Consider the following 23,312-nt stretch of genomic DNA (forward strand, 5'->3'; position numbering starts at 1 on the left):
TGCTAAAATTAAATCCTTCCGTTCTTCTTCCAGGGGTGTAAGAGACATCCCTTTCTTCCTCTTCAGGCTCGCAAATATCTATGCTTAATTATCTTCTCCCCCCAACTTTTACGATTGATCCAAAGAAAAAGCTTGATCCCATGATACACACAAAAGCGTGGGCAAGCTGGTCTGGATGCGTAGCTGTCTGAACGACGGTAAAAGCAGGCAAAAAAAATCCCCCATTGTGGTAACGGGGGATGGTAGTGGAGGCACACGGATTCGAACCGCGGACCCTCTGCTTGTAAGGCAGATGCTCTGAACCAGCTGAGCTATGCCTCCTTCAAATCGGGGTAGTGGAAGCACACGGATTCGAACCGCGGACCCTCTGCTTGTAAGGCAGACGCTCTGAACCAGCTGAGCTATGCTTCCGTTATTTTTAAGAACTGCCTCAGCTCGTTTGCTGAAGGGAGTGCAAAGGTAATTGACCGTTCTTAATTTTCCAACTTTTTTGTCTTGATTTTCAAAAAATATTCTCCTTAATGTGTTGCCGCTTTCCCCGCGGGTAAGAAAAAGCAGGCATGGATAGACCTGCCTGCTTTGCTTATCATGAATGTCTTGAATTAAGATGCCTGCAACTGCGGATATTTGTTGCCCAGCTGCTCTTTGAAGTATTTGCCCATGATCTCGAAATCCACCATGGTCTTGAACACATTGCCGGTGAAGGGCGAGAGCGGGCCTTCGGGGAGCCGGGTAATACGGTCGTAGAACAGGATATCCATTTTCTTGCCCTCTTTGTCAAGCGTGATCTTCTGCGTTTTGCGGCCCATGGCCGAGCCCATGCGGGTTACTTTATCTGTTGCCGAAGTGCGATCGATCTTAGCTGTGCTCAGCTCATAACGGTCAAAGACAAAATGATCTCTTACTTCACCTTCCTGGAACAGCACATAATGAAGGTCGTCGCCACTCAGCACGAGATAGCTCGCATGATCGGCGGTACGGTATTTGGCTTTAACGCCTACAGCCGCCCAGGCTACGGTCTTGGCGGCTGTAATCGCGGCTGATGTTGCCTGCTGGCCGATATTAGTGATATGTGCGCATTCCGTTACAGCATTGATGACGCTGCCGTTCATCTGCTGCCTGATCTGGTCCAGGCGGTCGGTCATTAAAGCGGGTAACAGCTCTGCTGCACGATGGTACTGGTTGTCGGCGTTGTAGTCGCCCAGCAGTTTTTTTCTGCGGGCATTCATGAAAATAATGTAAGCAACGGAAAGGCTTACCATGACCGCGACAATGATAATAGTGGTAGTCATAAAGCAGTACGGACTTAAGTGATTCGTGTTTTTATTGGCAGTACAAACTAACGACTTCCCGGCCATTGGACGAATGCCCGATGTATATTCAGCCCTGGAGGATCAAAATCCGTGGGAAAACAGGAGAAAAGTGCGGCTATAGAAATCCTGCGATGGCGCTGCTGTAGCCTTTTTCAGCTGCCTGGTCGCCAATGATTTGTTAAAGAATGAGCATGCGAAGGCTTATACCAGGGCTGGTTCCGGCTGCGTTGTCCGTATCAGCAGGAACTGGTTGCCATAGGGCAGGGTGGCGTCCATTAGGGTATCGAAAAAAGTGTTGCCCTGCTCGAGGAAATAAGGCATGAAGGTATCATAGCGCTCCTGCAGCGAATCATTTGGAAACAGCCGGTTTTTCAGCTTGTAGATCTGCGACAGCTGCCCGGCCATATTCCTTTTTTCGGCCCGCATCATCTTCTTCTCCATTGTATCGAGCTGGTGCCGCATTTTGGTCAAAGCGGCTTCTGCGCTGGCTCTCAGGGTAATATCGATATTGATGGCCTTCATCTTGATCTGGTCGAAGATATGATTCAGCTGCTGCTTGTTGTCTTCCAGCTGCAGGTCTTTATGAGTATGCTTATGTACGAAGGCGCGGACCAGCTTTTCAGCAGGCTGGAACAGTTCCTCATCGCTCAGGCCGGTCTTGCGTTGCAGCTGCGTAGCGGCGGCATCGATCCATAGCACGGATTGCCTTAAGACCAGGGCCGGAAAGAAAATGCGGTAATGATCAAATGCCGGCTTCAGCTGCAGCCAGTAGGCCACTTCGCTGCCGCCACCGATAAAGGCTACGTCGGGTAGTATGGTTTCCTGGAACAGGCCGCGGAGGATCACGTTCGGGCTGAAACGCTCCGGATGCGCCTTCACTTCCTGCCCGAGCGCTTCACGGTCCCAGCGGATGTCGCTGCGCAATACACGCCATTCGTCGCCATGTTGCTCGATGCGCTCGCGGATGTCGTCTTTAAGATAAAACAGGTTGATCGGACGGGAATAAGCCTGGGCGCCATAAGCCTGTTCCAGGGCGTGCGAAGTCTGTTGCACGAGCTCATGCGCCTGTGGCCGGAAAAGCTCTTCCAGCAATACCGGGACGAATAGCTGTTTCAATGCGGCATCATCCGGATCGATCACCACAACCCCGTAACGGCCCAGCAGCTCGTTCACAATGTAGCGGGTGGCTTCGGCTATCGTGCCGTGTTGCCGGTAAGCATTGTAAATAATCTCTTTCAGTCTTTCGGCATTATCGCCGGGAGGACCAATGAGCGCGGTCAGCTGATCCAGCAAAGGTTGCAGGTCCCTGGTCGACATACGGCCCACGGCGCCCGCCTGCTCGGTCTGCCAGCGGAAACGGATACCATTGAATCGGAATACGCCCAGCTCGTCAAGGTCGGCATCTTCGGAACCTATGTAGAAGACAGGGACAAAGCGGTGTTCGGGACGCAGCGCTTCCAGGTGGCGGGCCAGCTTTGCGGCATGGATGATCTTATAAATGAAGTACAGGTAGCCGGTCATCAGGTTGGGCTGATGCGCTGTGCATACGGTAAAGGTATTGTCGTCGGCGAGCGCATCGATATTACGGCTCACTGCTTCGTATAAAGTATGGTTACGGTACTGGCGGCGAAGGGTTTCGACCAGCACCTGCCTGTTCACGGGAAATTGCTTCCGGGCAGTAATAGCACGGTCCAGGCCGGCATCGTCGGGAGAGAACGCGTAAAAGGGCGCCAGCGCTTCATGGCCGGCAAGGTAATCGGTGTTCAGCCCCGAGAAGAAAGTAGTGGCCTGGTGCGGTATACAGACGGTTTCCACGTGAATGTATTTTTGATTAAAGACAGGCAGCAAATGTAACAGGAAATGTGCAAACAGGGGTTAGCGGTCCGTTAATAGCGGGATAAGCGAAGTCGATACTGCTATCGGATCTCCAGTCCCCTGATCTCGCCCAGCTTTTGCAAACATGCTTCCTTATGGCTTAAAGGTATGCCAGCCTCCAGGATACAGAACAGCTGCATGTCCTGGCGGTATATTGTGGCATCGCTCTGCTTCAGCGCCTGCATCACTTCATTCATCAGCGAATAATCATATTCCAGCGAGATCCTGTGCTCTACATTCTTTTCCACTACCGTTGCCAGTGCCAGGCAGTCGGCAGTCGCGGTCTTGTAGGCATTGATGAGGCCGGGCACGCCCAGCAGGGTGCCGCCGAAATAGCGGACCACGACGACCAGCACATCGGTAAGGCCTGCGCTGTCGATCTGCCCCAGTATAGGCCGGCCCGCGCTGCCCGAAGGTTCACCGTCGTCGTTGGCTCTGAATTGCAGGCCGTCGGTACCCAGGCGATAAGCATAGCAATGATGTACTGCTTTGGGATGCTCTTTCTTCAGGCCTTGCAGGTGCTGTTTGATCTCTTCTGCATTGCGGGCGGGGAAGGCATAGCCGTGAAACTTGCTGCCCCGGTCCTTGAATTCGGCATAGGCTGTGCCACTAATGGTCTTATAGGTTAGCTGCATTTATTTTTTGGTTGCGGTTACCGAGTACATCATGGGAAGCTTATGGCCCAGGTGTTCGATAACGAATTTGCGGTCGCCGGCCGGTATCATACCGGCGAAGGCGTTGTAATGGGAAAAGGCGTATTCCCGGAAGCCTGTAATCGTAAGTCCGTTGTGCAGCAAGCCGGTGAAAACCTCGTCCAGGCTGTGGTTCCAGCTCACCTCTTCATATTCGATAGGTGCATTCCGGTCGGTATAGGTGCCGGTGCTTTGTTCGATAATGGTCTCGGTATTGAAATAGTCGTACTGGATCCTGCTGAAATCCTTGTCGAACATCCACACTACCGGGTGGAATTCTACCATCACAAATTGTCCTCCGGGCTTGAGAAACGTATTCAGCAGCTTGCCCCAGCGCTGGAGATCGGGCAGCCAGCCTATGACACCGTAGGAGGTGAAGATAATATCGAACTGCTCGTCAAGATGCTGTTCCAGATCGTAAACATTGCAGCAGATAAAGCGGGCATCGAGGCCCAGCGCGGTATTCAGCTCCTGTGCTTTGGCAATCGCCTGATCCGAAAGGTCGACACCGGTTACTTTTGCGCCCATGCGGGACAGCGAAAGACTGTCCTGACCGAAGTGACACTGCAGGTGCAGAACACTTTTGCCTTTGATATCACCCAGCAGGGTCAGTTCCGTCTCATTAAGCGAGGAGGCTCCTTCCATGAACTTTTGCACGTCGTAGAACTCGGAATCGATATGCACCATGGTTCTTTTGTTCCAGGCGTCCTTATTGGTTTGGGTATAATCTTGTGGTATGTTCATTGTCGTAGTGATAAATGTGATCTGTTTCCAGATGTATGATGTCCTGCCGGATGGCATGCTGTAATGTTGGCGCGGGTGTGCCCGCACCGAGCAGCTGTGGTGTCCGTATCACAAAGGCTTCGTCCCAGAGGCCGGCTGCAATAAACTGCTGCAGCGTACGGGCGCCGCCTTCGATGATGATGGAATTGACCTGCACCAGCTGCCGGAGCCAGGCGGCCGGCTCGTCTGCTTCGACCTGTAGCCATTGCAGATTGGGCTGTGCTGCCGTTTTCAGCCGGTTCAGGATGATTGTGGATTGTGTGCCATCCATCAGCTTCAAGGTAGCCGGCAGGGCCAGCTGCGGGTCAACAACAACACGCAAGGGCTGCCTGCCCGATCCGTAGCGGTTGTTCAGCTGCGGATCGTCGAGCAAAGCGGTGCGGTAACCTACCAGTACAGCGTCTTCTTCGCTGCGCATGCGGTGCACCCACTTTTGTGAAAAAGTATTGGAGAGCATCACGCGCCTGCCTTCCGGTGGTGCGATAAACCCATCCTCGCTTTGCGCCCACTTGAGGATGACATAAGGCCTTTGCCGTTCCTGCCGGGTAAAGAACCGGCGGTTGAGCCGGCGACAGGTTGCTTCCAGCACGCCTTGCATCACTTCGATGCCGGCAGCTTCCAGCCGGGCAATGCCCCTGCCGCTTACCTGGCTGAAGGTATCGGTGCAGCCGATCACCACGCGGGGGATACGGTGCTTCACGATGAGATCGGCGCAGGGTGGGGTACGGCCAAAATGCGCGCAGGGCTCCAGGCTCACATACATGGTGCTTTGCGGGATCAGCGCCCGGTCGGCTTCTGCTACAGAGTCGATGCAATTCACTTCAGCATGGGCCTGCCCGTATTCCCGGTGCCAGCCTTCGCCTATGATCCGGTCCTGGTGCACGAGCACGGCGCCCACCATAGGATTGGGCGATACCTGGCCGGCACCCAGGGCAGCCAGCGTAAGGCAGCGTTGCATGTACTCTTCGTGTGTCGGCATGGTATTCAATATAAAAGGAGCTACCCGAAAGGTGGGCAGCTCCTTTGTATCCAGTAAACTGGTCAGGTAGCTTTGCGGCCGGATCATCCGGAGGAGCGCTTAACCTAGCCTTTCTTTTCTTCGGTTGCTTTCTTGTATTTATCCGGATTCTTTTCGAAGGTCTCTTTGCAGTGCGGGCTGCAGAACCAGGTAGTATCGGAACCGTTGGCCGCAAACTCTGTCCATTGTTCTTCGCCGCGCTCCATGCCGCATACCGGATCGGTCACTTTTGCTATCGGCGCGGAGGCTGGCGCAGTGCTTGTTCCCGTGCTGGTAGCAGGCTCGCTGCTGGTAGCAGCCGCAGACTCTTCTGTTTTATTGGCATTGCCGCAAGCCGCCAGGAACAGGGCTGCAGCGATAACCAGGCTATATCGTTTCATATTGTTCGTTTGATGAGGGCAAAGGTAATTAAATGTCGCTTAAGAAGTGTGCTCAGGCACATTGTCGAGATAGTTGGCCAGGGTCCGCACCGCCTTCTCATGGGTCTTGACAAAAGGATTGCTCATATCCCATACATAGCCGGCCAGCACGCTGCAGATCTGCTCTTTGAACTGCTCGCTCTTGTTCTTCGCAAAGAATATTTTGAACAGGGTACCGTCGTACCAGCCATTGACATAAGTACGGAAAACACTAACGCCCTGCATGGTCGGTTCAGTGTATTCCTTCTGCCAGTCGACCGCTTCACCGTTCAGTTGACGGATCACCAGCCTGGCGGCAGTTTGCGCCGATACGGTGGCCAGGGTTACGCCGGAAGAGAAGATCGGATCGAGGAACTCGGTTACGTTGCCGGTCAGCACAAAGCCTTTGCCCCAGAAGGTATCGGTGGTGGCGCTCCATCCCTGCAGCACTCTTGGTTCAAAGATCAGCCCGGCATTGCTGAAGCGTTCTTTAAGCGCGGGCTCATCGGCGATCATCGCACGGAACTGCTCTTCGGGCGTACCGGTATATTTATCAAAGAATTCGGGTTTGGATACATAACCAACTGAGGTATTGCCGTTGGCAAAGGGAATGGTCCATATCCAGCAATCGTCGCGGTGTACATAGACGACAATGCGGTTGGGCTCTTCCTGTTCCAGCCTGCGGGGATCGGTAATATGGGCAAACATTGTTTTGCGGGCAGGCTGGCTTGAAGGCTTTTCCAGGTTGAACAGCCTGGGGATCACCCGGCCATAGCCGCTGCCGTCGACGATAAAACGGGCCTTGATCTGGTAAGGCTCGCCGCCTTCGGGTTGTATGGTCGTCACGCTGCTGCCGTCTTCGGCAATATCGATAGCCGTCACTTCGTGCTTATAGGCGATGGGGATCCCTTTCCGCTCGCATTCATTGGCCAGCGTAAAGTCAAAATCAGCCCTGGGCATCTGCCAGGCATAGCGCCAGCCGTCGGTATGCTGCTTTTCAAAAGTAAAATCGCAGATCTCGCCGTTGCGTACAAATTTGGCGCCCGATTTGACCTGGAATTGTTGTGCGTTCAAAGCATCCATAAATCCGGCTTCCTCAAGGGCTTCCAGGCAACGCGGAAGCAGGCTTTCCCCGATCACAAAACGCGGGAACTGCTGCTTTTCCACGATCCGCACATCAAATCCTGCTTTCTTGATCAGGGCGGCGGCCACAGTACCTGAAGGACCTGCGCCGATCACTAATACGTCTGTTGTTATCATACAAAAGCCGGTAGGCAATTATTGGTGTAAATAAAGAGGCATTGTTTTTCATTGGCGGGCGTACGGGCATGGGCAATTGTATATACGCTCCGAGGTTGCAGGTCAGGGCCTTTTTCTCAGCTCCAGTATCGTATGGCTGAGCCCGATAAGGTCGTGCTGCTGTACGATATCGAAACCGGCCTTATCGATCAGCTGGTAGAATACCTTGCTGTCGTACATCTGGCTGTTCCCGTTGGCTATATTGGTAAAATACAGCGAGGTCATCTGCAGCGCAAAGGCTGAAGTAGCAAAGCGTTGCCGGTCCCAGAAGGTCTCGTTGATGAAAATACGTGTATGCTCATCGGCCACACGGTAGCATTTTTCCAGTATGGCAACAATCTCGTCGTCTGCAAAACAATCCAGGAACTGGCTCATCCATATCGTATCGTAGCCGGAGGGCAGCTCCAGGGCTGGGTTCAGCACATCATGCGTATGGTAAGATACCCTGCCGGTATAGCCGGCAGCGTCGATGTTCTGCTCTGCCATTTTCAGCTGCCCGGGCAAGTCTACAATGCCCATATGCACCTGGTCGTTGTATTCCAGGCAGGCCAGCGTCCATTTGCCGGTATTGCCGCCGATGTCGAGCAGGCGGGCAGGCGGTGTATTGAATACAATAGGCAATGCCTCGGGGAAAGCATTGTCCGAATAATAATGATCGAAAGCCAACCAGCTTTCCTTTGCGGGGGAGGGGAAGCTGGAAAGACCCTCGTACAGGGTATTCCAGTCGCCAAGCGTTTTCAGCCCTTCCGGCTTGTTGTGCTCGATGGAGGCTTCCAGGCTGGGAGAACCTTTGTAGCAGACGTCGCGCATAAAATCGAAATTGACGCGCGTCATTTCATGATTGAGGAGGATATGGCCGGTCTTAGCCAGGAAATAACGGTTCTCTTTGCGGTATACCAGCGACATGCCCAGACCTGCTTCAAGCAGGATCCGTACTCCATAAGGCGACATGCCGGTTTGTGCGGCAGCGTCGGCTATCGTAATGCCTTCGCTGCGGGCTGCTTCTACGGCATGCAGGATGCCTTTGTCCCGCAGCAGGCGGGAGGCTTCCCACACATAGGGTGCAAAAGCGATCATCTGTGCGCGGTCGATCGCTTCCAGGGCGCGTACATTGTCTTCTTCAAAAAGGGGCTTCAGCTGAATATTTGTTGTCTCCATGAACGTTTTCAAGATAAGGGCTCAAAAGTACGATTTACGCCCGACATGCATTGGTAAGTGAACTGCGTGTCCGGTATTATTTGTATTTCCATTTTGTTTATATCTTAATGGAAAGATAATTTAGGATACCCCTGCCCGGCAGGGATAATTTTTACCTTTGCACCCCAATATAAATGATTTTATGAGAGTTATTTTACTCAGTGCCTTCGCGTTGTTATTTCATTTGCAGGTAATTGCGCAGAATGCTGCTAAAGCTACGGCAATCGTTAAAGGCAAAGTGCTGTCGGCGAATACCAGGAACGCCATTGGCGAGCTCGAGGTGCTGATCCCCAATCTTAAGTTGCTGACCACTACTGACGGCAACGGCGAGTTTACCTTCAGCCAGGTCGAATATGGCACCTATATGATGGTAATCAGTAACGGTTATACCATCAACGATACGTTTAAAATCGCTGTAGATAAAGAACTGGTCGATCTGGGCCCGCTTACGGCACAGATCGACGATGCCGCCGCCAATCCCCTGGCCGGCCAGCTGCCCACCATCGCTCTGGAAGAAAGCGCTTCCAGCGCTGATGATGATGGGATCAGTGATCAAAGCATTTCCGGCGTGCTGACCGCTTCCCGTGATCCCTTCATGAGCGCTGCCGCATTTACTTTCGGGCCGCTGCGTTACCAGCTGAGGGGCTATAACCGCGATCAGCTTGAAGTTTATATGAACGGCCTGCAGATGAACGACGTCGAAATGGGCTCCGCCTTCTTCGGCCAGTGGGGCGGCCTTAACGATGTGTTCCGCAACCAGTCCGTTGTATTCGGCCTACAGCCGGGAGAAGACGGCTTCGGCGGCCTTACCGGCTCCAGCTCCATCAACGCAACTGCTGCTGCGCAGCGTAAGCAGACCCGTGTCTCTTATTCGCTTTCCAACCGTACTTACCGCAACCGCCTGATGGTGACCCATAGTACCGGTATGATGCAGAACGGATGGGCCATCTCAGTATCCGGTTCCAAGCGTTGGGCCAATGAAGGTTATATTCCCGGTACCTTCTACGACGGATACTCTTATTATTTAGGGATCAGCCGTAAGCTGGGCAAGAAAAGCCTTTTGCATTTTACCACTTTCGGCGCACCCACCAAGAGGGGTAAGGCTATGCCTGCTACACAGGAAGCTATGGACCTGGCCGGCAGCAACTTTTACAATCCCAACTGGGGCTACCAGGACGGCAAAAAGCGCAATGCCAGGGTGAATAACTCTTATCAGCCGGTGTACATGCTGAACTATGAGTACAACCCGGATAACACTACACACCTGAATATCGTGGCAGCCTACCAGACAGGCTTTAACGGTAATTCCGTGCTCGACTGGTACAATGCCCGGGATCCGAGGCCCGATTATTACGGCTATCTGCCCAGCGCTTATATCAACTCCCCCAAAGGCGCCAATTACGACCTCGCTGAAGAGACCCGTGAGAAATGGTTGAACGATGAAAATACACGTCAGGTCAACTGGGATCGCCTGTATGCCGCCAACCGGATGAACACCGACGGCATGCCCGGCGTCAGCGGCCACCGTTCTGTATACGTAATCGGAGAGGACCGTGACGATATCAACAAGTACAGCTTCGCTGCTAACCTGCAAAAGGCCCTGAACGAGCACATCAGCATCTACGCCGGCGTCAGCTTTATCTACCAGCAGACAGAAAGCTACCGCAAGCTGCTCGACCTGTTGGGCGGCGACTACTATGTCAACCTCAACCAGTTTGCCGAAAGGACTTATGTCGGTAACAATACCCTGAACCAGGTAGACCTGAACAATCCCAACGCGATCGTAAGGGTAGGCGATAAGTACAACTACGATTACACCAGCCGCTTCACCAAAGGCTTTGCCTGGGGCCAGGCAGTGTTCACCTACAATAAGGTGGACTTCTTCCTGGCAGCGCGGCTTGGTACGGATGGCTTCAGCAGGGATGGTAAATATAAAAATGGTCTGTTCCCCAATAATTCTTACGGAAAGTCAGAGAACCAGAGCTTCTTTACTTACCAGGCTAAGGGTGGCCTTACCTATAAGATCAACGGCCGCAACTACCTTTTCGTGAATGGAGCGGTAATGACCAACTCACCCACGTTTGACAATACCTTTTTCTCACCCAGAACCCGCAACTCGATGATCGATAATCCGCAGGTAGAAAAGATCAAGAGTGTGGAAGGTGGTTACCTGCTGCGTTCGCCGAGGTTCAACGGACGTCTGACGGCTTTTGCTACCGATATCGACAACAGCACCGACATCATGCGCTTCTATCATGAAGATTACCGCACTTTCGTGAACTATGTGATGCAGAATGTCAATATCCGCCACATTGGTGGTGAAGTAGCCCTGCAGGCTAAGATCTCGCCCAGCCTTACCGCAAGCGCCGTTGCTACCTGGGCACAGGTGTTCTATAAAGACAATCCCAATATCAGCATCTTCCTGGATAATGATACCAGCAAAGTGGTGGGTACAAGCACAGCTTACCTGAAAAACCATTATGTAGCTGCCGGTCCGCAATCGGCATATACCTTGGGTCTGAACTATCGCTCGCCCCGTTACTGGTATGCCAATGTCAATTTCAACCTGCTCGACCGCAATTATATCGATATCAATCCCAGCCGCAGAACTACTGATAATGTCGACCTGCTGACTCCGGAAAGCGATGCCTGGCATAAAGTGCTTGACCAACAGAAATTGCCTTCGGCCTTCACCGTCGACCTGTTTGCCGGTAAGTCTTTCCTGCTGAGCAAGGCGATGCGCTGGTTGCCCCGCAATACCTTTCTGTACGTGAACGTAGGAGTAAACAATATTCTGAACAATAAAAGCATCCAGACCGGCGGCTTCGAGCAGCTGCGTTTCGATAGCAATAACCCCGACCGTTTCCCCAGCAAATATTTCTACGGTTTCGGTACCAACTACTTCGTGAATGTAAGTCTGAAGTTTTAATAGAAGCGCCTCCGGTACGAATAACAAAAGAAAGAGAAGTCAAGTTTTTTAAAAAACTTGACTTCTCTTTTATGGTTTGTTTATGTTGAGCAGGTTATTTCATACCTTTCTCGATCGACTCGGCGTTACGCTTGTATTCATCTGCATACGGAGTAGCGGCAGCCATAGCAGCCGACTTTTGTGCAGCAGCTACAGCTTCTTTCTTATTGCCCATCTTCTGGTAGATACGGGCTTTGAGCCAGTACAGCCAGAAGGCTTCTTTATTTTCTTCGATGGCCTTGTTGGCGTAGTTCAGGGCTTTGTTCAGATCCTTGCCGGTTTCCAGGTAATAGTTGGCTGCCTGCTGGTAGGGGCGTTTCGGCTCGTTAATGGCTTTTTCCAGGTATTCGGTAATGCGTTGATCGTTCTCTGCAACTACCGGGATAGTAACCTTGGTGTTTTCCCAGCTCAGCACCATATCGCATTGGTTGCCGGTGAGGTTGTCAAGCGATATGGTGAAGGATTTCACTTCATCATTCACTTTATCGGTGCTCACAATAAATTCGGCCACATCGTCTTTCGGATCGAAGCCGCTTACGCCCCAGTTGCCGATGCCCTTGTTGATGATGATTTTCCATGCATTGCGGCCGGGCACGGTGTACAGCGCATAGGAGCCTTTGGGAATAGCAAACTTAACCACCTGGTATTGCTTGCCGGACGCCATATCGGGCATCTCCGCATTCTTGTCGGCCGGTATGCCCATCAGGAAAACATCTTCATTGAAGGTAATGCGGGTTGCTGTATTGGCCCCGGTGCGCCATACTTTACCATAAGGGACAAGATCGCCGAAGATCTTGCGGCCGCGTGTGGATGGGCGGCTGTAATTGATCTCGATGGAAGAGGTGGAAAAATCCTGCTTGATCACAGCGGTAGGGCTGGGAGCGGGGAGCTTAAGGTCTTGTGCGTAGGTACTGAATACCAGGCATCCGCTGGTAAGTATCGTAATAAAAATGCGTTTCATAAAGTGGAATTTGCTGCGAAATTAATACCTCCTGTCCACAAAAAAGCACTGCATTAAAGATGGAACACAATTACATAAAAGATGGGAAACAATTTGGTAATACCAGGGGGGTACTTTCGTGGTTCAAAATAAAAATGAGATATGAAATTATTGTACACAGCAACCCGAAAAGGCTTTGTGGCTACAGTTTTAGCTGTTGCTTTGGGTATGAATGCCCAGGCCCAAATCACTATTTTTTCTGAAAATATGGGTACCGGCGCTACTGGCAATCCTACGGTAGCTGCCTATGCTGGTTTCCAGAATTCAGGCGGTTCTATCACCTACACCGGAACGGGTGACGTGCGTACCACGACTCCTTCAAACTATGCAGGAGCTTCCGGTTCAAATAATGTTTTCCTGACAACTACCAATGGAAGGAACTTCCAGATCAGCAATATTCCGATTACTGGCGCCACAGGCATCTCCGTTTCATTTGGCGTAGCAAAATCAGTGAACGCGGAAGATGGTTCTGGCCTTACTGTTCAGGCCATAGTGGATGGTGGCGCACCCGTTGCCCTGCCTGTTGTGCTGGCTACAGGTTCCGGTACTTCCAGCTGGGTGGTGGTAACTCCAGCTGTTGCTATTCCAGCAGGCAATACGCTGAGCCTCAGCTTTACCCGTTCTTCCGGTTCTTCCAGCTTCCGTATAGATGATATCCTGATTACTTCTTCAACACCATTACCCGTAACCCTTACCGACTTCACCGCTGCACGCAGGAACGATGGTATTCAGCTCAGCTGGGCTACCGCTATGGAGAAAAACGCCAGCCACTTCGAGATTGAACGCAGCCTGGACGGCAGCCAGTTTGCAGCTGTAGGTAAGGTAAATGCCCGCAATATCGCTACCGGCGCCAGCTACAGCTATACCGATAACAATGCCGGTGCTGCTACGCAATACTATCGCCTCCGGAATGTTGACCGCGATGGTACTGCTGAATACAGCAAGATCGTTGTGGTAGAAGGAAAAGGCGCACAAAGCCGTGTTTCCCTGACCGCCACCCTGGTGAATAATGTGCTGCCGGTAAGCTTTAAAGGCGACAATGGCGCTTATGAACTGCGCGTGATCAACCTGGCTGGTACCGTGCTGCAGCGCCTGACCGTAAATAACGTCGCTTCTGCCCAGCTGGACATCAGCGCCCTGGCGCCTGGCTTCTACCTGCTGCAGGCCGCCGGTGCGAATGGCCTTGAAACCTTTAAATTCGTAAAACAATAAGTCGCTTGCCGCCGGATTCCCGGAACAGGATAACATCAAAAGCGCGATCCTTGGATCGCGCTTTTGCTATTCTTCAATATCGTATTCCTTGATCTTCCGGTACAGGGTCCTTTCCGAGATGCCCAGCTCATGCGCGGCATCTTTGCGTTTGCCTTTGTGCTTCTGAAGGGCTTTGATAATGAATTCTTTTTCGCGGTCGATCAGCGACAGGGACTCTTCTACTTCTTCATGATGGTTGACCTCGTCGCCGGGGTGATGGATCACAAAGGAAGGACTGCTCTTCTTTTCCCCACCCTGGTAATTGGTGATCGCCGGTGTATTAAAGGCATTGTCGGCGGCCGCGGACTCATAAGCCGGCACCAGGTGCTCGGAAGGCATGCTCACGGGCGAAGGGTTATAGCCTTGCTGGTGCGCCAGCTCGAACATCATCTTCTTCAGGTCGTTCATGTCCTTTTTCAGGTCGAAGAAAAGCTTATACAAAATCTCTCGCTCCGTAGTGCTGCTACCGCTCTGCTGTTCCTGGCCGCTGAAACTTTGTACCGGGAGGTTGGAGGTATGCGGCGTCAGCGCGGGCATACGGGTACTGCTCTCGCGGTTGGGCAGGAAAGCACTCAGTTGGTCGGCGGTTACAGTCTTGTCCTTGGATAAAACTGATATCTGCTCGGCAATATTCTTCAGCTCGCGCACATTGCCGGGCCAGCCGTAGCTCATCAGCAATTGCCGTCCGCCTTCGTCCAGCTGTACCGGCTGGGTCTTGTACCGTTCGGCGAAGTCGCCCACGAATTTGCGGAACAGCATGGGAATGTCGTCACGGCGTTCGCGCAGGGCCGGCACCCTGATGGGCACGGTATTGAGGCGGTAATACAGGTCTTCCCTGAACTTGCCTTGCTGGGTAAGGGTGAGCAGGTCCTTGTTGGTCGCCGCGATCACCCTTACATTGGTCTTTAAAACTTTTGACGAGCCTACACGAATGAATTCTCCCGTCTCCAGCACGCGCAGCAGGCGGGCCTGCGTACCGATCGGCATCTCGCCGATCTCATCGAGAAAGATCGTGCCGCCGCTTACGGTCTCGAAGTAGCCTTTACGCTGATCGCTGGCGCTGGTAAAGGAGCCCTTCTCATGACCGAACAGCTCGGAATCGATAGTGCCTTCCGGTATGGCACCGCAGTTAACGGCAATAAAGGGATTATGTCTCCTGGAAGAAAGGTTGTGTATAATCTGGGAAAAAACTTCCTTACCCACACCGCTTTCTCCGAATATCAATACGCTCAGGTCGGTATTGGCTACCTGCTCGGCCACCTGTAAGGCATAATTGAGCTGGGGATCGTTGCCTATGATACCAAACCTGTTCTTGATGCTTTGAATATCCATTAAATGATTATAAGGTTAGCAATAGTGGCCTGCTGCAGGAGCATAAGCCCTGTTCGGTTTACTCTTTCAGCCAGGTTTTACCATTCGACGATGCTTTCGATCTTCCCGATGAGCGTGCCCGAAGTGGCGCTGTGCACCTTTACGATAACGTAATCGCCCTTCTTCAGTTCGTACTGCTCCTTGGGAAATACGATCACCTTGCCCTGGCTGTTCCTGCCGCTCCAGTCCTGGTCGCTTCTCCGGCTCTCGGCTTCGATCAGCACGGTAAAGGTCTTGCCGACTTCCTGCTCAAAATTCTGCTGTGATAGCTGGCGCTGCAGGTCTACGACCTCGATCAGGCGGCGTTTCTTCACCTCTTCCGGCACATCGTCGGGATAACGGCGCTGGGCCAGCGTTCCCGGCCTTTCGCTGTAGGCGTACATATAGGAAAGATCGAATTTACCGTAGGCCATTACCGCCAGGGTTTCCTGGTGGTCTTCCTCCGTTTCGGTACAGAAGCCGCTGATGATATCGCAGGTGATGGCGCAATCGGGCAGCACTTCCCGGATGCGGTCTACTTTTCTCAGGTACCATTCCTTGGTATATGTACGGTTCATCAGCTGCAATACACGCGTGGAGCCGCTTTGCAGGGGCAGGTGAATACATTTGCAGATGTTCTCGTACCGGGCCATGGTTTGCAGCACATCGTCGGTAATGTCTTTGGGGTGCGAGGTGCTGAACCGTACCCGTAGCTGCGGGCTTACTTGCGCCACCAGCGCCAGCAGGTTGGCGAAGGTCACTTCCTCTTCGCTGCCCGGTGTGGTATAGTAATAGCTGTCCACGTTCTGGCCCAGCAGGGTGACTTCCTTATAGCCCCTGGCAAAGAGGTCCTGCGCTTCAGCGAGGATAGAATGAGGATCGCGGCTGCGCTCGCGGCCACGGGTAAAAGGCACCACGCAGAAGGTGCACATATTGTTACAGCCCCGCATAATGCTGATGAAAGCGCTCACACCATTGGTATCGAGCCTTACGGGGGCAATGTCGGCATAAGTTTCTTCACGGCTCAGCAATACATTCACGGCTTTCTGTCCGCCATCGGCTTCATTGATAAGCGCCGGAAGGCTGCGGTAAGCATCGGGACCCACAACCATATCGACGAGCTTTTCCTCGTCCAGCAATTTGGCTTTCAGGCGTTCGGCCATGCAGCCCAGTACGCCCACCAGCATCTCAGGACGATCTTTCTTCAGGCCGCGGAACACATTGAGGCGGTTGCGCACAGTCTGCTCGGCCTTTTCCCTGATCGAGCAGGTATTGACCAGGATCAGGTCGGCTTCCTCCATATTGCGGGTCGCGCCAAAGCCTTCATCATTCAGGATGGACGCCACGATCTCGCTGTCGTTGAAGTTCATGGCGCAGCCATAGCTTTCGATGTAGAATTTCTTCCGGTAGGGGTTCGGGTCGCCTTCAAAGGGGGCATAGGCTTCTCCCTGGCGCGCTTCATGGATCACTTTTTCCTGCAAGTCAAGCATGGTCAATATTTAAGGTTGCAAAGTTACTAAAATGAACTGTCAAAATAGCAGGTTTATACCCCGATAGGATATCCCGATCTTTATTATATACGTTCGTCACAGGCCCATATTTCAGGGCAAGGCTTTATATTTGTCAGCGCTGTTTTGCAGGACGGCCGGGCCCGTTTTGCAGCCGCAGGTATCGTAAATATAGCCGTAAAAGCGTTTTGGCATGTCGCGCAGGAGAAAAAATAACCCAAAGAAAAAATACTGGTCCGTACTGCTGATCCTCCTGCTCCTTGCGGGCGGCTATGGCGGCTATTTCTATTACAGCAGGTGGCTGGCGCCCAATATTAACCATAGCGGCAAGCTGTATATTCCTACAGGAGCTTCTTACCGCCAGGTGCTGGATTCCCTGAAACCCTTTCTGAAAAACAGGGAAAGCTTTGAATGGCTGGCCCGGCAAAAGAAGTACGGCGCGCGCATCAAGCCCGGGCGCTATACCCTAAGCCGGGGCGAAAGCAACAATTCGGTGATCAACCGGCTGCGCATCGGCGCCCAGGACGAGATCAGCATCCGCATCGGCAATTATGCCAGCATCTTTGAGCTGGCCGGTAAGGTAGGCCCCTTCCTCGAAACGGATTCTGCAGGCCTGGTCAAAGCCATGACCGAAGCGGATTTTGCCAGGGGCTATGACACCGCCGCGCTTATCTTTTTCTACTTTCCCAATACTTATAACTTTCACTGGAACACTTCCGGAAAGGCCTTTGTGGACCGCATGAAGCAACAGTTTGATGCCTACTGGACCGAGGGTCGTAAGGAAGAAGCCAGAGCACGCAATATGAGTCCCCTGGAAGTGACCACCCTGGCTTCTATCGTGCAGCTGGAATCGGCTAAGGTGGACGAGCAGCCCCGTGTCGCAGGCCTGTACCTCAACCGGCTGAAGATCGGCATGAAGCTGGATGCCGACCCTACGGTGATCTATGCTATGAAGAAGGCCGATGGCTTCCAGCGGAAGATCCACCGGGTTTATTATAAGAACCTGGCCATCGAATCGCCTTACAATACTTATAAGTACAAGGGCTTACCGCCGAGCCCCATTTGCATGCCCAACCGTTCAGCCCTGGATGCGGTACTGCAGCCGGCCGAGCATAAGTTCCTTTATTTTGTAGCCGATCCGCAGCGGCCGGGCTACCATATCTATGCGGCTACGCTGAAGGAGCAGGAAGAGAATGCGGAGAAATACCGGGAATGGCTGAACCGGAATAATGTACAGTAGGGCCGTCTGCTGATTTCATTTTTACCCATTGATACCTTAACCTGAAACAAAACGATATGTCCAAGACCTATACCAAAAGAGAATTCCTGAAGATGATGGGCCTGGGCCTGGCTTTTCTGCCTTTTATGAGTTGCTTCAGCCAGAGCAGCAGCGACAGCGAGCAGTCAGCAGAGGCTGGTCAGAAGAAGAAAGAAGGTAAGCCTGAAGAAGCCAAAGGCAGTGAGAGCAAGGTAAGCGATGAGGATATATTACTGCTGACCCGCGACGACCAGCGCTATGCCGGCTTCAACATGGCGTTCAACAAAAGAATAAAGCATTTACCCAAATACATCGCTGTATGCCGTACGGAAAAGGGCGTGCAATATGCCATACAAAAAGCAAAAGCCGAAAGCCTGAAGGTGGCGGTAAAAAGCGGCGGGCACAGCTTTGAAGGCTTCTCTTCCAACGATGGCGGTATGGTCGTGAATGTGTCCCTGATGAAGAAGATCAGCTGGCTGGACAACGGCGAGGTGCTGATGCAGCCGGGATGCCTGCTCCAAGAGATACAGGGCGCGCTCTTTCCCCGTAAGCGGCTGCTGCCTTCGGGTTCCTGCGGTACGGTAGGTATCGCCGGCCTGACCCTCGGTGGCGGCTATGGCTTCTTCAGCCGTAAATACGGGCTTACCTGCGATAGCCTGCTGGAGCTGACACTGGTCGATGCTGATGGGAATGTTCGTAGTACCAAAGATGATAAAGAATTGCTCTGGGCCTGCAAAGGTGGTGGCAATGGCAATTTCGGCGTGGTCACTTCCTTCCGCTTTAAGACCTACGATATGCCGCCGACCTTTGACAGCTATGTGCTCAAGTTCCGCAACATGAACGTTGAACGGTTTGCAAGCTCGCTGAGCGCCTGGTTCGATGTCAGCGGGCAATTGCCCGAAGAAGCCTTTGCAGCCTATGTGCTGAATGGGAAAACCCTGACGGTGCTGATTACTGCTTATAAAAGCATTGCCGGCTTTGCGGATCGGATCGCGCCGCTAACTGCGCTGGCCGACAGCACCAGCCCTACGCTCAATGCTGATCTGCCGAAAGCGATGAAGCGCTACTATGGACGTAAAGGACCTATCTATTTCAAGAATGCGTCTTCAGGCCTTTACAAAGGCAAAGACGACATCCTTCAAATGAAAGATGAGCTGTTCAACCTCGTCGCGGGCCATCCCGGTATCGTGTTCCAGGTGAATACGCTGGGGGGCAGGATCGCCGATGCTGACTTAGAAAACGCTTCCAGCTATCCGCACCGCCAGCTGCCCTACCTGGGCGAGCTGCAGGCCTATTGGGAGCAGGAGAGCCAGGAAGCCGGGCTGGTCAAGGCTTTTGAAGAGATACAGACCTTATTCCATAATGCCGGTATCAAGGCGCATTACCGGAATTATCCCGATATTAATTTCAAAGATTGGGAGAAGGCTTATTATGGCGATAACTACAGCCGTTTACAGGAAGTAAAGCGGAAGTACGATAAGGATGATCTTTTCCATTATCCCCAAAGCATCAGGGTCTGAAATAAGTCACAAGAAACCTGCCCTAAATGCTCTAATATCTAACATCTAATCTCTAAAATCTAACCTTACCCCTTTTTCCCCTGCTGCTCGCGGATCATGGCGCTGTAGCCCATGTGCCGGGAGAGCGCTGAAAGGCAGAGCGCGAGGCGCTTTACTTTGGTCGGCTCGGTCTTCGCATCATCTACCCATTTGCTGAAATAGCGCTGGTGCGATGGCGCCAGCGAACGAAAGTGGGCGAGGGCCTCCGGATCATCGGCCAGGCATTCCAGCAGCTCGGGAACAATTTCCTGCGGCCTGTCATCCTTTTCCAGGCTCACTTTCAGCATAGCGCCCCTGCGCTTGCCGATGCCTTTGCGCATAGCGGCATTGATCGCCATTATAAAGCTGCCGTCGCCCATGGGCATTACCGCAACGCTGCTGATTGCAAAGTGGTCCAGCTTTCCTTTTACGCGGAAGGCTTTCTTATTGCCGGGAAAGAGCGCCTGCGCGATATCGGCTGGTATCTCTATATAGGTCCAGCCGGTTTTGTCGCCGGCGTCTGCAAACTGGTGTATGGTGGTGGTAAAGGTGGTCATATGTATGGTCTTTCCAACAACTAAAATAGATTTTATTTTGATGATGTGCCGGTGCCGTGCGGATCAAATCAATCATGCTAATATTTGGTATCTTCAGGGGGGAGACGCGAGCATCGCGTCTCTACAATGTATTTTGTAATTGGAAATACAATATGACATATCTTTATCAAAATAGATACAGGATTCCCTCAGCCCGGTTGTCGACATGGAATTATGGCAATGAGGGGATGTATTTTGTAACGATATGCACCGCGGGAAGACAACATTATTTCGGAGACATTATTATCCCTTCTGTAGAGACGCCATGCTGGCGTCTGGAAGATAAAGAGGATAGCATCACATCAGAAGAACAGGACAAGAGTATTCTCCCACGGCAGTACATGCAGCTGTCGGCGTTAGGGAGGATTGCCGAAGAAGAATGGTATAAAACGGTGGCATTAAGAAAGGATATGTGCCTTCAAACCGGCGAATTCGTTGTTATGCCAAATCATATACATGGTATCCTGGGGATCGGCCCTAACCAGTACAACGAGCATGTAGCGTTTAATCGCAATCGTTTCGGTCCACAATCTCATAACCTTGCTTCGGTGCTTCGTGGGTATAAGTCTGCAGTGACAAGCTATGCACTGGAGCATAGCATTTCTTTTCGCTGGCAAGCACGTTTTCACGATCATATTATCAGGTCTTACGAGGAATATCAACGCATCAGTGCGTACATCCGCAATAACCCCGAAAACTGGCAAAAGGATAAATTTTATAAATAGGTTTCCCAGACATTCCGGTTACCGTACATACCCATATTCCTGTTCCGGCTGTATTCCTTTCGCCTTGGCTTCTGCTTCTTGTGCCCGCAGCTCGACGCGCCGGATCTTGCCGCTGATCGTCTTGGGCAATTCGGTCACGAATTCCAGCAGGCGTGGCATTTTATAGGGCGCCAGGTTTTCTTTGGCAAAAGCAAAGAGGTCTCTGGCCAAGGCTTCATCGGCTTCATAGCCCGTATTAAGAACGATGAAGGCTTTCACCTCATAACCCTTGACGGCATGCGGGCTGCCGACAACCGCCGACTCCTGCACCGCATCGTGTTCCAGCAATACGCTTTCTACTTCAAAGGGCCCTACGCGATAGTCCGACGATTTGATCACATCATCATCGCGACCGACAAACCAGATATAGCCGTCTTCATCGCGGTAGGCCTTATCGCCGGTATAGTACAGCCCGTTACGGAATACTTCTTTTGCCTTCTCCGCATCGTCGAAATAGGTTTTGAAAATGCCGCTGGGCCTGCCGTTACCGGTACGTACACAAATATTGCCCTCTTCGCCGTCGGGTAAAATATTACCATTCTCGTCGGCGATCACGACATCGTACAGGAAGGTGGGTTTGCCCATGGAGCCGAACTTAACCGGCTTGCCAGGCAGGTTTGCTACCATACAGGTGCTTTCAGTTTGACCAAAGCCATCGCGGATGAGCATGCCGGTACCTTCTTTCCATATTTCGATCACTTCGGGGTTCAGTGGCTCGCCTGCGGCCACACATTCCCTGAAACGGAAGCGGTAAGCTTTGAGGTCTTCCAGGATCAGCATACGCAGCACCGTGGGTGGCGCGCAGAAAGTGGTGATCCCATGCTGCTCGATCATGGCCAGCGTATCCCGGGCATTGAAACGGCCCTCCTGGTGATAGGCAAATATCGCAGCGCCAATACTCCAGGGCGCAAAAACACTGCTCCAGGCAAACTTGGCCCAGCCGGGCTGCGAGATGTTGTAATGAATATCATCCTGCCGCAGTCCGATCCAGGAAGCCGTGGTCAGGTGGCCGAAGGGATAGCTGAGCTGCGTATGGGTCACTACTTTGGGCATGCCGGTGGTACCCGACGTAAAGAAGAGAAACAGGGGGTCATCGGCCAGCGTGGGCGCGGCTTCTGCCTCAATACTTTCCCGTGCAACATCTTCCAGCGAATACCAGCCTGGGCGTGTGCCTTCGGCAATCAGCTTGACCACTACCTGCTGTCCCGACAGCTTTTCCGCTTCGTCGATCTTGGGTGCATTGGCGGCATCGGCAATTACTACTTTGGGCATCAGCTTACCGAAACGGTACACGATGTCCTGCACGCCGAGTATGGTGGCAGCAGGTATCATACGGAATCCGCCTTTGATGGCCGCTACGATGGCCAGCCAGTTACTGTGCTGCAGGGCCATCTGGGTCAGCATGATGTCGTGTTGAAGGATGCCTTTATTCCGCAGAAAATTCAGCAGCTGGTTGGACAGCATGCTGATATCCCGGAAAGAATAGCGTTGGGTCTGCCGGCCGTCGGTCCACAGCAGGGCTGTGGCATCGGGCGTCTCTTTTACGTGAATATTTTCAAATACTTCCCGCACCCAGTTAAAGGATGCCGGTGTGGTAAGCTCCAGCTGTGCCAGCGTTTCAAAATCTTTTGCGGCGATCAGCCGGCGTACTTCCCTGAATAATGACTCCATGATCGCAGATAATTTAAGATTCCGGTAAATGTTCCAGGCAGCCCTGCTGCTCCAGGAAGGTATAACAACGTTCGGCCAGCCACAGTTCGCTTTGTTTGTGCGGCGAATGGCCGGCATTGACCACAATACAACGCTCTGCCGGACCCGATGCCTGCTGTACAATGCCATCTACCTGTGCCAGGGTACCATACTCGTCTTCGGCGCCCTGTATCACCAACACGGGGCAGGTGATCTGCGGCAGGAAATGTTCGATATTCCAGTCCCGGTATCCCGGGCTCAGCCAGGTTTCGGTCCAGGCATTAAACATGGCCGTGGTCTTGTCGCCGTGGTATTTTTCCAGCCGCTCTTTCAGCGAGGTGATGGCCCACTGTTCCTTTGCTCTTTCGATACCGTCGAGGGTAAGGTCTTCGACAAAAATGTGCGCTCCTTCTGTAATAACGGAATTAACCGCTGCCGGGTATTTTGCTGCTGCGAGGAGGGCTATGGTCCCGCCGTCGCTATGTCCGAAGAGAATAGGCTGTTTAATGGAACAGGCTTCCATTAAGGCGATCAGCAGCTCAGCTTCGGTCTCCATATAATCCGTTTGCCTTTGGTAATCCGGGGCAAAAGGGGAGGACAGGCCGTATCCCCGCCGGTCGTAGAGCAGCACAGAGCAGCCTGTGGCTTGCCCGAGTACAGAAGGAAAGCTGCGCCAAAGGCTGACGCTGCCCAGCGAATCGTGCAGGAACATGATCGTACCGCGGCTGTTCTCTGCAGGTTCGTAGGTTATGTTAAGATCGAAGTCGCCCAGGCGGATCTTCCTGTTCTGATAGGCAGTAGTCATGAAAATATGG

General features: G+C 52.5%; 19 protein-coding genes and 2 tRNA genes. 5 read left to right on the forward strand and 16 right to left on the reverse strand.

The genetic code is table 11. The features are described from left to right. Positions 1-246 precede the first annotated feature (246 nt). The 10 genes from DZC79_RS02735 to DZC79_RS02780 form a co-directional block, all read right to left on the reverse strand. A tRNA-Val gene (locus DZC79_RS02735) sits at positions 247-321 on the reverse strand. Between the two features lie 15 nt (positions 322-336). Next, positions 337-411, reverse strand: a tRNA-Val gene (locus DZC79_RS02740). A 191-nt stretch (positions 412-602) separates the two neighbouring features. Continuing rightward, positions 603-1,292 (reverse strand): hypothetical protein, encoded by a 690-nt coding sequence (locus DZC79_RS02745; protein ID WP_157976868.1) that lies wholly within the window; start codon positions 1,290-1,292, stop codon positions 603-605. Between the two features lie 222 nt (positions 1,293-1,514). After that, entirely contained in the window at positions 1,515-3,128 is a 1,614-nt protein-coding gene (gene bshC, locus DZC79_RS02750) for a bacillithiol biosynthesis cysteine-adding enzyme BshC (RefSeq protein ID WP_157976869.1), read from the reverse strand. Between the two features lie 101 nt (positions 3,129-3,229). Then, positions 3,230-3,823 (reverse strand): IMPACT family protein, encoded by a 594-nt coding sequence (locus tag DZC79_RS02755; protein WP_118950030.1) that lies wholly within the window; start codon positions 3,821-3,823, stop codon positions 3,230-3,232. Then, entirely contained in the window at positions 3,824-4,624 is an 801-nt protein-coding gene (locus DZC79_RS02760) for a class I SAM-dependent methyltransferase (protein ID WP_118950031.1), read from the reverse strand. Continuing rightward, on the reverse strand, positions 4,590-5,729 hold the full coding sequence (gene ribD / locus DZC79_RS02765) for a bifunctional diaminohydroxyphosphoribosylaminopyrimidine deaminase/5-amino-6-(5-phosphoribosylamino)uracil reductase RibD (protein WP_232831743.1): 1,140 nt from the start codon (positions 5,727-5,729) through the stop codon (positions 4,590-4,592). The genes DZC79_RS02760 and ribD overlap by 35 nt, the downstream gene beginning before the upstream one ends. A gap of 17 nt (positions 5,730-5,746) precedes the next feature. Further along, positions 5,747-6,061, reverse strand: coding sequence for a hypothetical protein (locus DZC79_RS02770; protein ID WP_118950032.1), 315 nt, complete (start codon positions 6,059-6,061; stop codon positions 5,747-5,749). A gap of 39 nt (positions 6,062-6,100) precedes the next feature. Then, positions 6,101-7,339, reverse strand: coding sequence for an NAD(P)/FAD-dependent oxidoreductase (locus DZC79_RS02775; protein WP_118950033.1), 1,239 nt, complete (start codon positions 7,337-7,339; stop codon positions 6,101-6,103). Positions 7,340-7,441: 102 nt separating this feature from the next. Next, positions 7,442-8,536: a methyltransferase gene (locus DZC79_RS02780; RefSeq protein WP_118950034.1), complete on the reverse strand. Its 1,095-nt coding sequence runs from the start codon at positions 8,534-8,536 to the stop codon at positions 7,442-7,444. 181 nt (positions 8,537-8,717) lie between these two features. Between DZC79_RS02780 and DZC79_RS02785 the strand changes: the two genes are divergently transcribed. After that, complete coding sequence (locus tag DZC79_RS02785) at positions 8,718-11,504, forward strand: carboxypeptidase-like regulatory domain-containing protein (protein WP_118950035.1); 2,787 nt, start codon at positions 8,718-8,720, stop codon at positions 11,502-11,504. 94 nt (positions 11,505-11,598) lie between these two features. On the opposite strand, the gene DZC79_RS02790 is transcribed toward DZC79_RS02785, so the two are convergent. Continuing rightward, positions 11,599-12,504 carry a DUF2911 domain-containing protein gene (locus DZC79_RS02790; protein WP_118950036.1) on the reverse strand — a complete coding sequence of 302 codons (906 nt, stop codon included), beginning with the start codon at positions 12,502-12,504 and terminating at the stop codon, positions 11,599-11,601. A 141-nt stretch (positions 12,505-12,645) separates the two neighbouring features. On the opposite strand from DZC79_RS02790, the gene DZC79_RS02795 reads away from it, so the two are divergent. Beyond that, positions 12,646-13,755, forward strand: a complete 1,110-nt coding sequence (locus tag DZC79_RS02795) for a T9SS type A sorting domain-containing protein (RefSeq protein WP_118950037.1) — start codon at positions 12,646-12,648, stop codon at positions 13,753-13,755. A gap of 66 nt (positions 13,756-13,821) precedes the next feature. On the opposite strand, the gene DZC79_RS02800 is transcribed toward DZC79_RS02795, so the two are convergent. Together DZC79_RS02800 and miaB are read right to left on the reverse strand one after the other, a co-directional pair. Then, on the reverse strand, positions 13,822-15,126 hold the full coding sequence (locus tag DZC79_RS02800) for a sigma-54 interaction domain-containing protein (protein WP_118950038.1): 1,305 nt from the start codon (positions 15,124-15,126) through the stop codon (positions 13,822-13,824). 77 nt (positions 15,127-15,203) lie between these two features. Then, positions 15,204-16,634 carry a tRNA (N6-isopentenyl adenosine(37)-C2)-methylthiotransferase MiaB gene (gene miaB, locus DZC79_RS02805; protein ID WP_118950039.1) on the reverse strand — a complete coding sequence of 477 codons (1,431 nt, stop codon included), beginning with the start codon at positions 16,632-16,634 and terminating at the stop codon, positions 15,204-15,206. A 211-nt stretch (positions 16,635-16,845) separates the two neighbouring features. Between miaB and mltG the strand changes: the two genes are divergently transcribed. Next, complete coding sequence (gene mltG, locus DZC79_RS02810; RefSeq protein ID WP_118950040.1) at positions 16,846-17,892, forward strand: endolytic transglycosylase MltG; 1,047 nt, start codon at positions 16,846-16,848, stop codon at positions 17,890-17,892. A 56-nt stretch (positions 17,893-17,948) separates the two neighbouring features. After that, entirely contained in the window at positions 17,949-19,430 is a 1,482-nt protein-coding gene (locus DZC79_RS02815; RefSeq protein WP_118950041.1) for an FAD-binding oxidoreductase, read from the forward strand. A gap of 65 nt (positions 19,431-19,495) precedes the next feature. Here DZC79_RS02815 and DZC79_RS02820 read toward each other — a convergent pair whose 3' ends face one another. Then, entirely contained in the window at positions 19,496-20,005 is a 510-nt protein-coding gene (locus DZC79_RS02820) for a YdeI/OmpD-associated family protein (protein WP_118950042.1), read from the reverse strand. A 152-nt stretch (positions 20,006-20,157) separates the two neighbouring features. Between DZC79_RS02820 and DZC79_RS02825 the strand changes: the two genes are divergently transcribed. After that, entirely contained in the window at positions 20,158-20,769 is a 612-nt protein-coding gene (locus DZC79_RS02825) for a transposase (protein ID WP_118950508.1), read from the forward strand. An 18-nt stretch (positions 20,770-20,787) separates the two neighbouring features. Here DZC79_RS02825 and DZC79_RS02830 read toward each other — a convergent pair whose 3' ends face one another. Beyond that, on the reverse strand, positions 20,788-22,479 hold the full coding sequence (locus DZC79_RS02830) for an acyl-CoA synthetase (protein ID WP_118950043.1): 1,692 nt from the start codon (positions 22,477-22,479) through the stop codon (positions 20,788-20,790). Positions 22,480-22,492: 13 nt separating this feature from the next. Then, entirely contained in the window at positions 22,493-23,302 is an 810-nt protein-coding gene (locus DZC79_RS02835) for an alpha/beta fold hydrolase (RefSeq protein WP_118950044.1), read from the reverse strand. Between the last annotated feature and the right edge of the window lie 10 nt (positions 23,303-23,312).

This window comes from Taibaiella helva (assembly GCF_003545695.1).
GTDB lineage: Bacteria > Bacteroidota > Bacteroidia > Chitinophagales > Chitinophagaceae > Taibaiella > Taibaiella helva.

Bases quoted from the DNA above. Each gene is read 5' to 3' on its own strand.
- DZC79_RS02755 (WP_118950030.1), bottom strand. From the start codon at position 3,823: ATGCAGCTAACCTATAAGACCATTAGTGGCACAGCCTATGCCGAATTC.
- DZC79_RS02825 (WP_118950508.1), top strand. From the start codon at position 20,158: ATGACATATCTTTATCAAAATAGATACAGGATTCCCTCAGCCCGGTTG.
- DZC79_RS02775 (WP_118950033.1), bottom strand. From the start codon at position 7,339: ATGATAACAACAGACGTATTAGTGATCGGCGCAGGTCCTTCAGGTACT.
- DZC79_RS02815 (WP_118950041.1), top strand. From the start codon at position 17,949: ATGTCCAAGACCTATACCAAAAGAGAATTCCTGAAGATGATGGGCCTG.
- DZC79_RS02745 (WP_157976868.1), bottom strand. From the start codon at position 1,292: ATGACTACCACTATTATCATTGTCGCGGTCATGGTAAGCCTTTCCGTT.
- DZC79_RS02785 (WP_118950035.1), top strand. From the start codon at position 8,718: ATGAGAGTTATTTTACTCAGTGCCTTCGCGTTGTTATTTCATTTGCAG.
- DZC79_RS02760 (WP_118950031.1), bottom strand. From the start codon at position 4,624: ATGAACATACCACAAGATTATACCCAAACCAATAAGGACGCCTGGAAC.
- ribD (WP_232831743.1), bottom strand. From the start codon at position 5,729: ATGATCCGGCCGCAAAGCTACCTGACCAGTTTACTGGATACAAAGGAG.
- DZC79_RS02790 (WP_118950036.1), bottom strand. From the start codon at position 12,504: ATGAAACGCATTTTTATTACGATACTTACCAGCGGATGCCTGGTATTC.
- DZC79_RS02835 (WP_118950044.1), bottom strand. From the start codon at position 23,302: ATGACTACTGCCTATCAGAACAGGAAGATCCGCCTGGGCGACTTCGAT.
- DZC79_RS02770 (WP_118950032.1), bottom strand. From the start codon at position 6,061: ATGAAACGATATAGCCTGGTTATCGCTGCAGCCCTGTTCCTGGCGGCT.
- DZC79_RS02820 (WP_118950042.1), bottom strand. From the start codon at position 20,005: ATGACCACCTTTACCACCACCATACACCAGTTTGCAGACGCCGGCGAC.
- DZC79_RS02800 (WP_118950038.1), bottom strand. From the start codon at position 15,126: ATGGATATTCAAAGCATCAAGAACAGGTTTGGTATCATAGGCAACGAT.
- mltG (WP_118950040.1), top strand. From the start codon at position 16,846: ATGTCGCGCAGGAGAAAAAATAACCCAAAGAAAAAATACTGGTCCGTA.
- DZC79_RS02795 (WP_118950037.1), top strand. From the start codon at position 12,646: ATGAAATTATTGTACACAGCAACCCGAAAAGGCTTTGTGGCTACAGTT.
- DZC79_RS02780 (WP_118950034.1), bottom strand. From the start codon at position 8,536: ATGGAGACAACAAATATTCAGCTGAAGCCCCTTTTTGAAGAAGACAAT.
- DZC79_RS02830 (WP_118950043.1), bottom strand. From the start codon at position 22,479: ATGGAGTCATTATTCAGGGAAGTACGCCGGCTGATCGCCGCAAAAGAT.
- miaB (WP_118950039.1), bottom strand. From the start codon at position 16,634: ATGCTTGACTTGCAGGAAAAAGTGATCCATGAAGCGCGCCAGGGAGAA.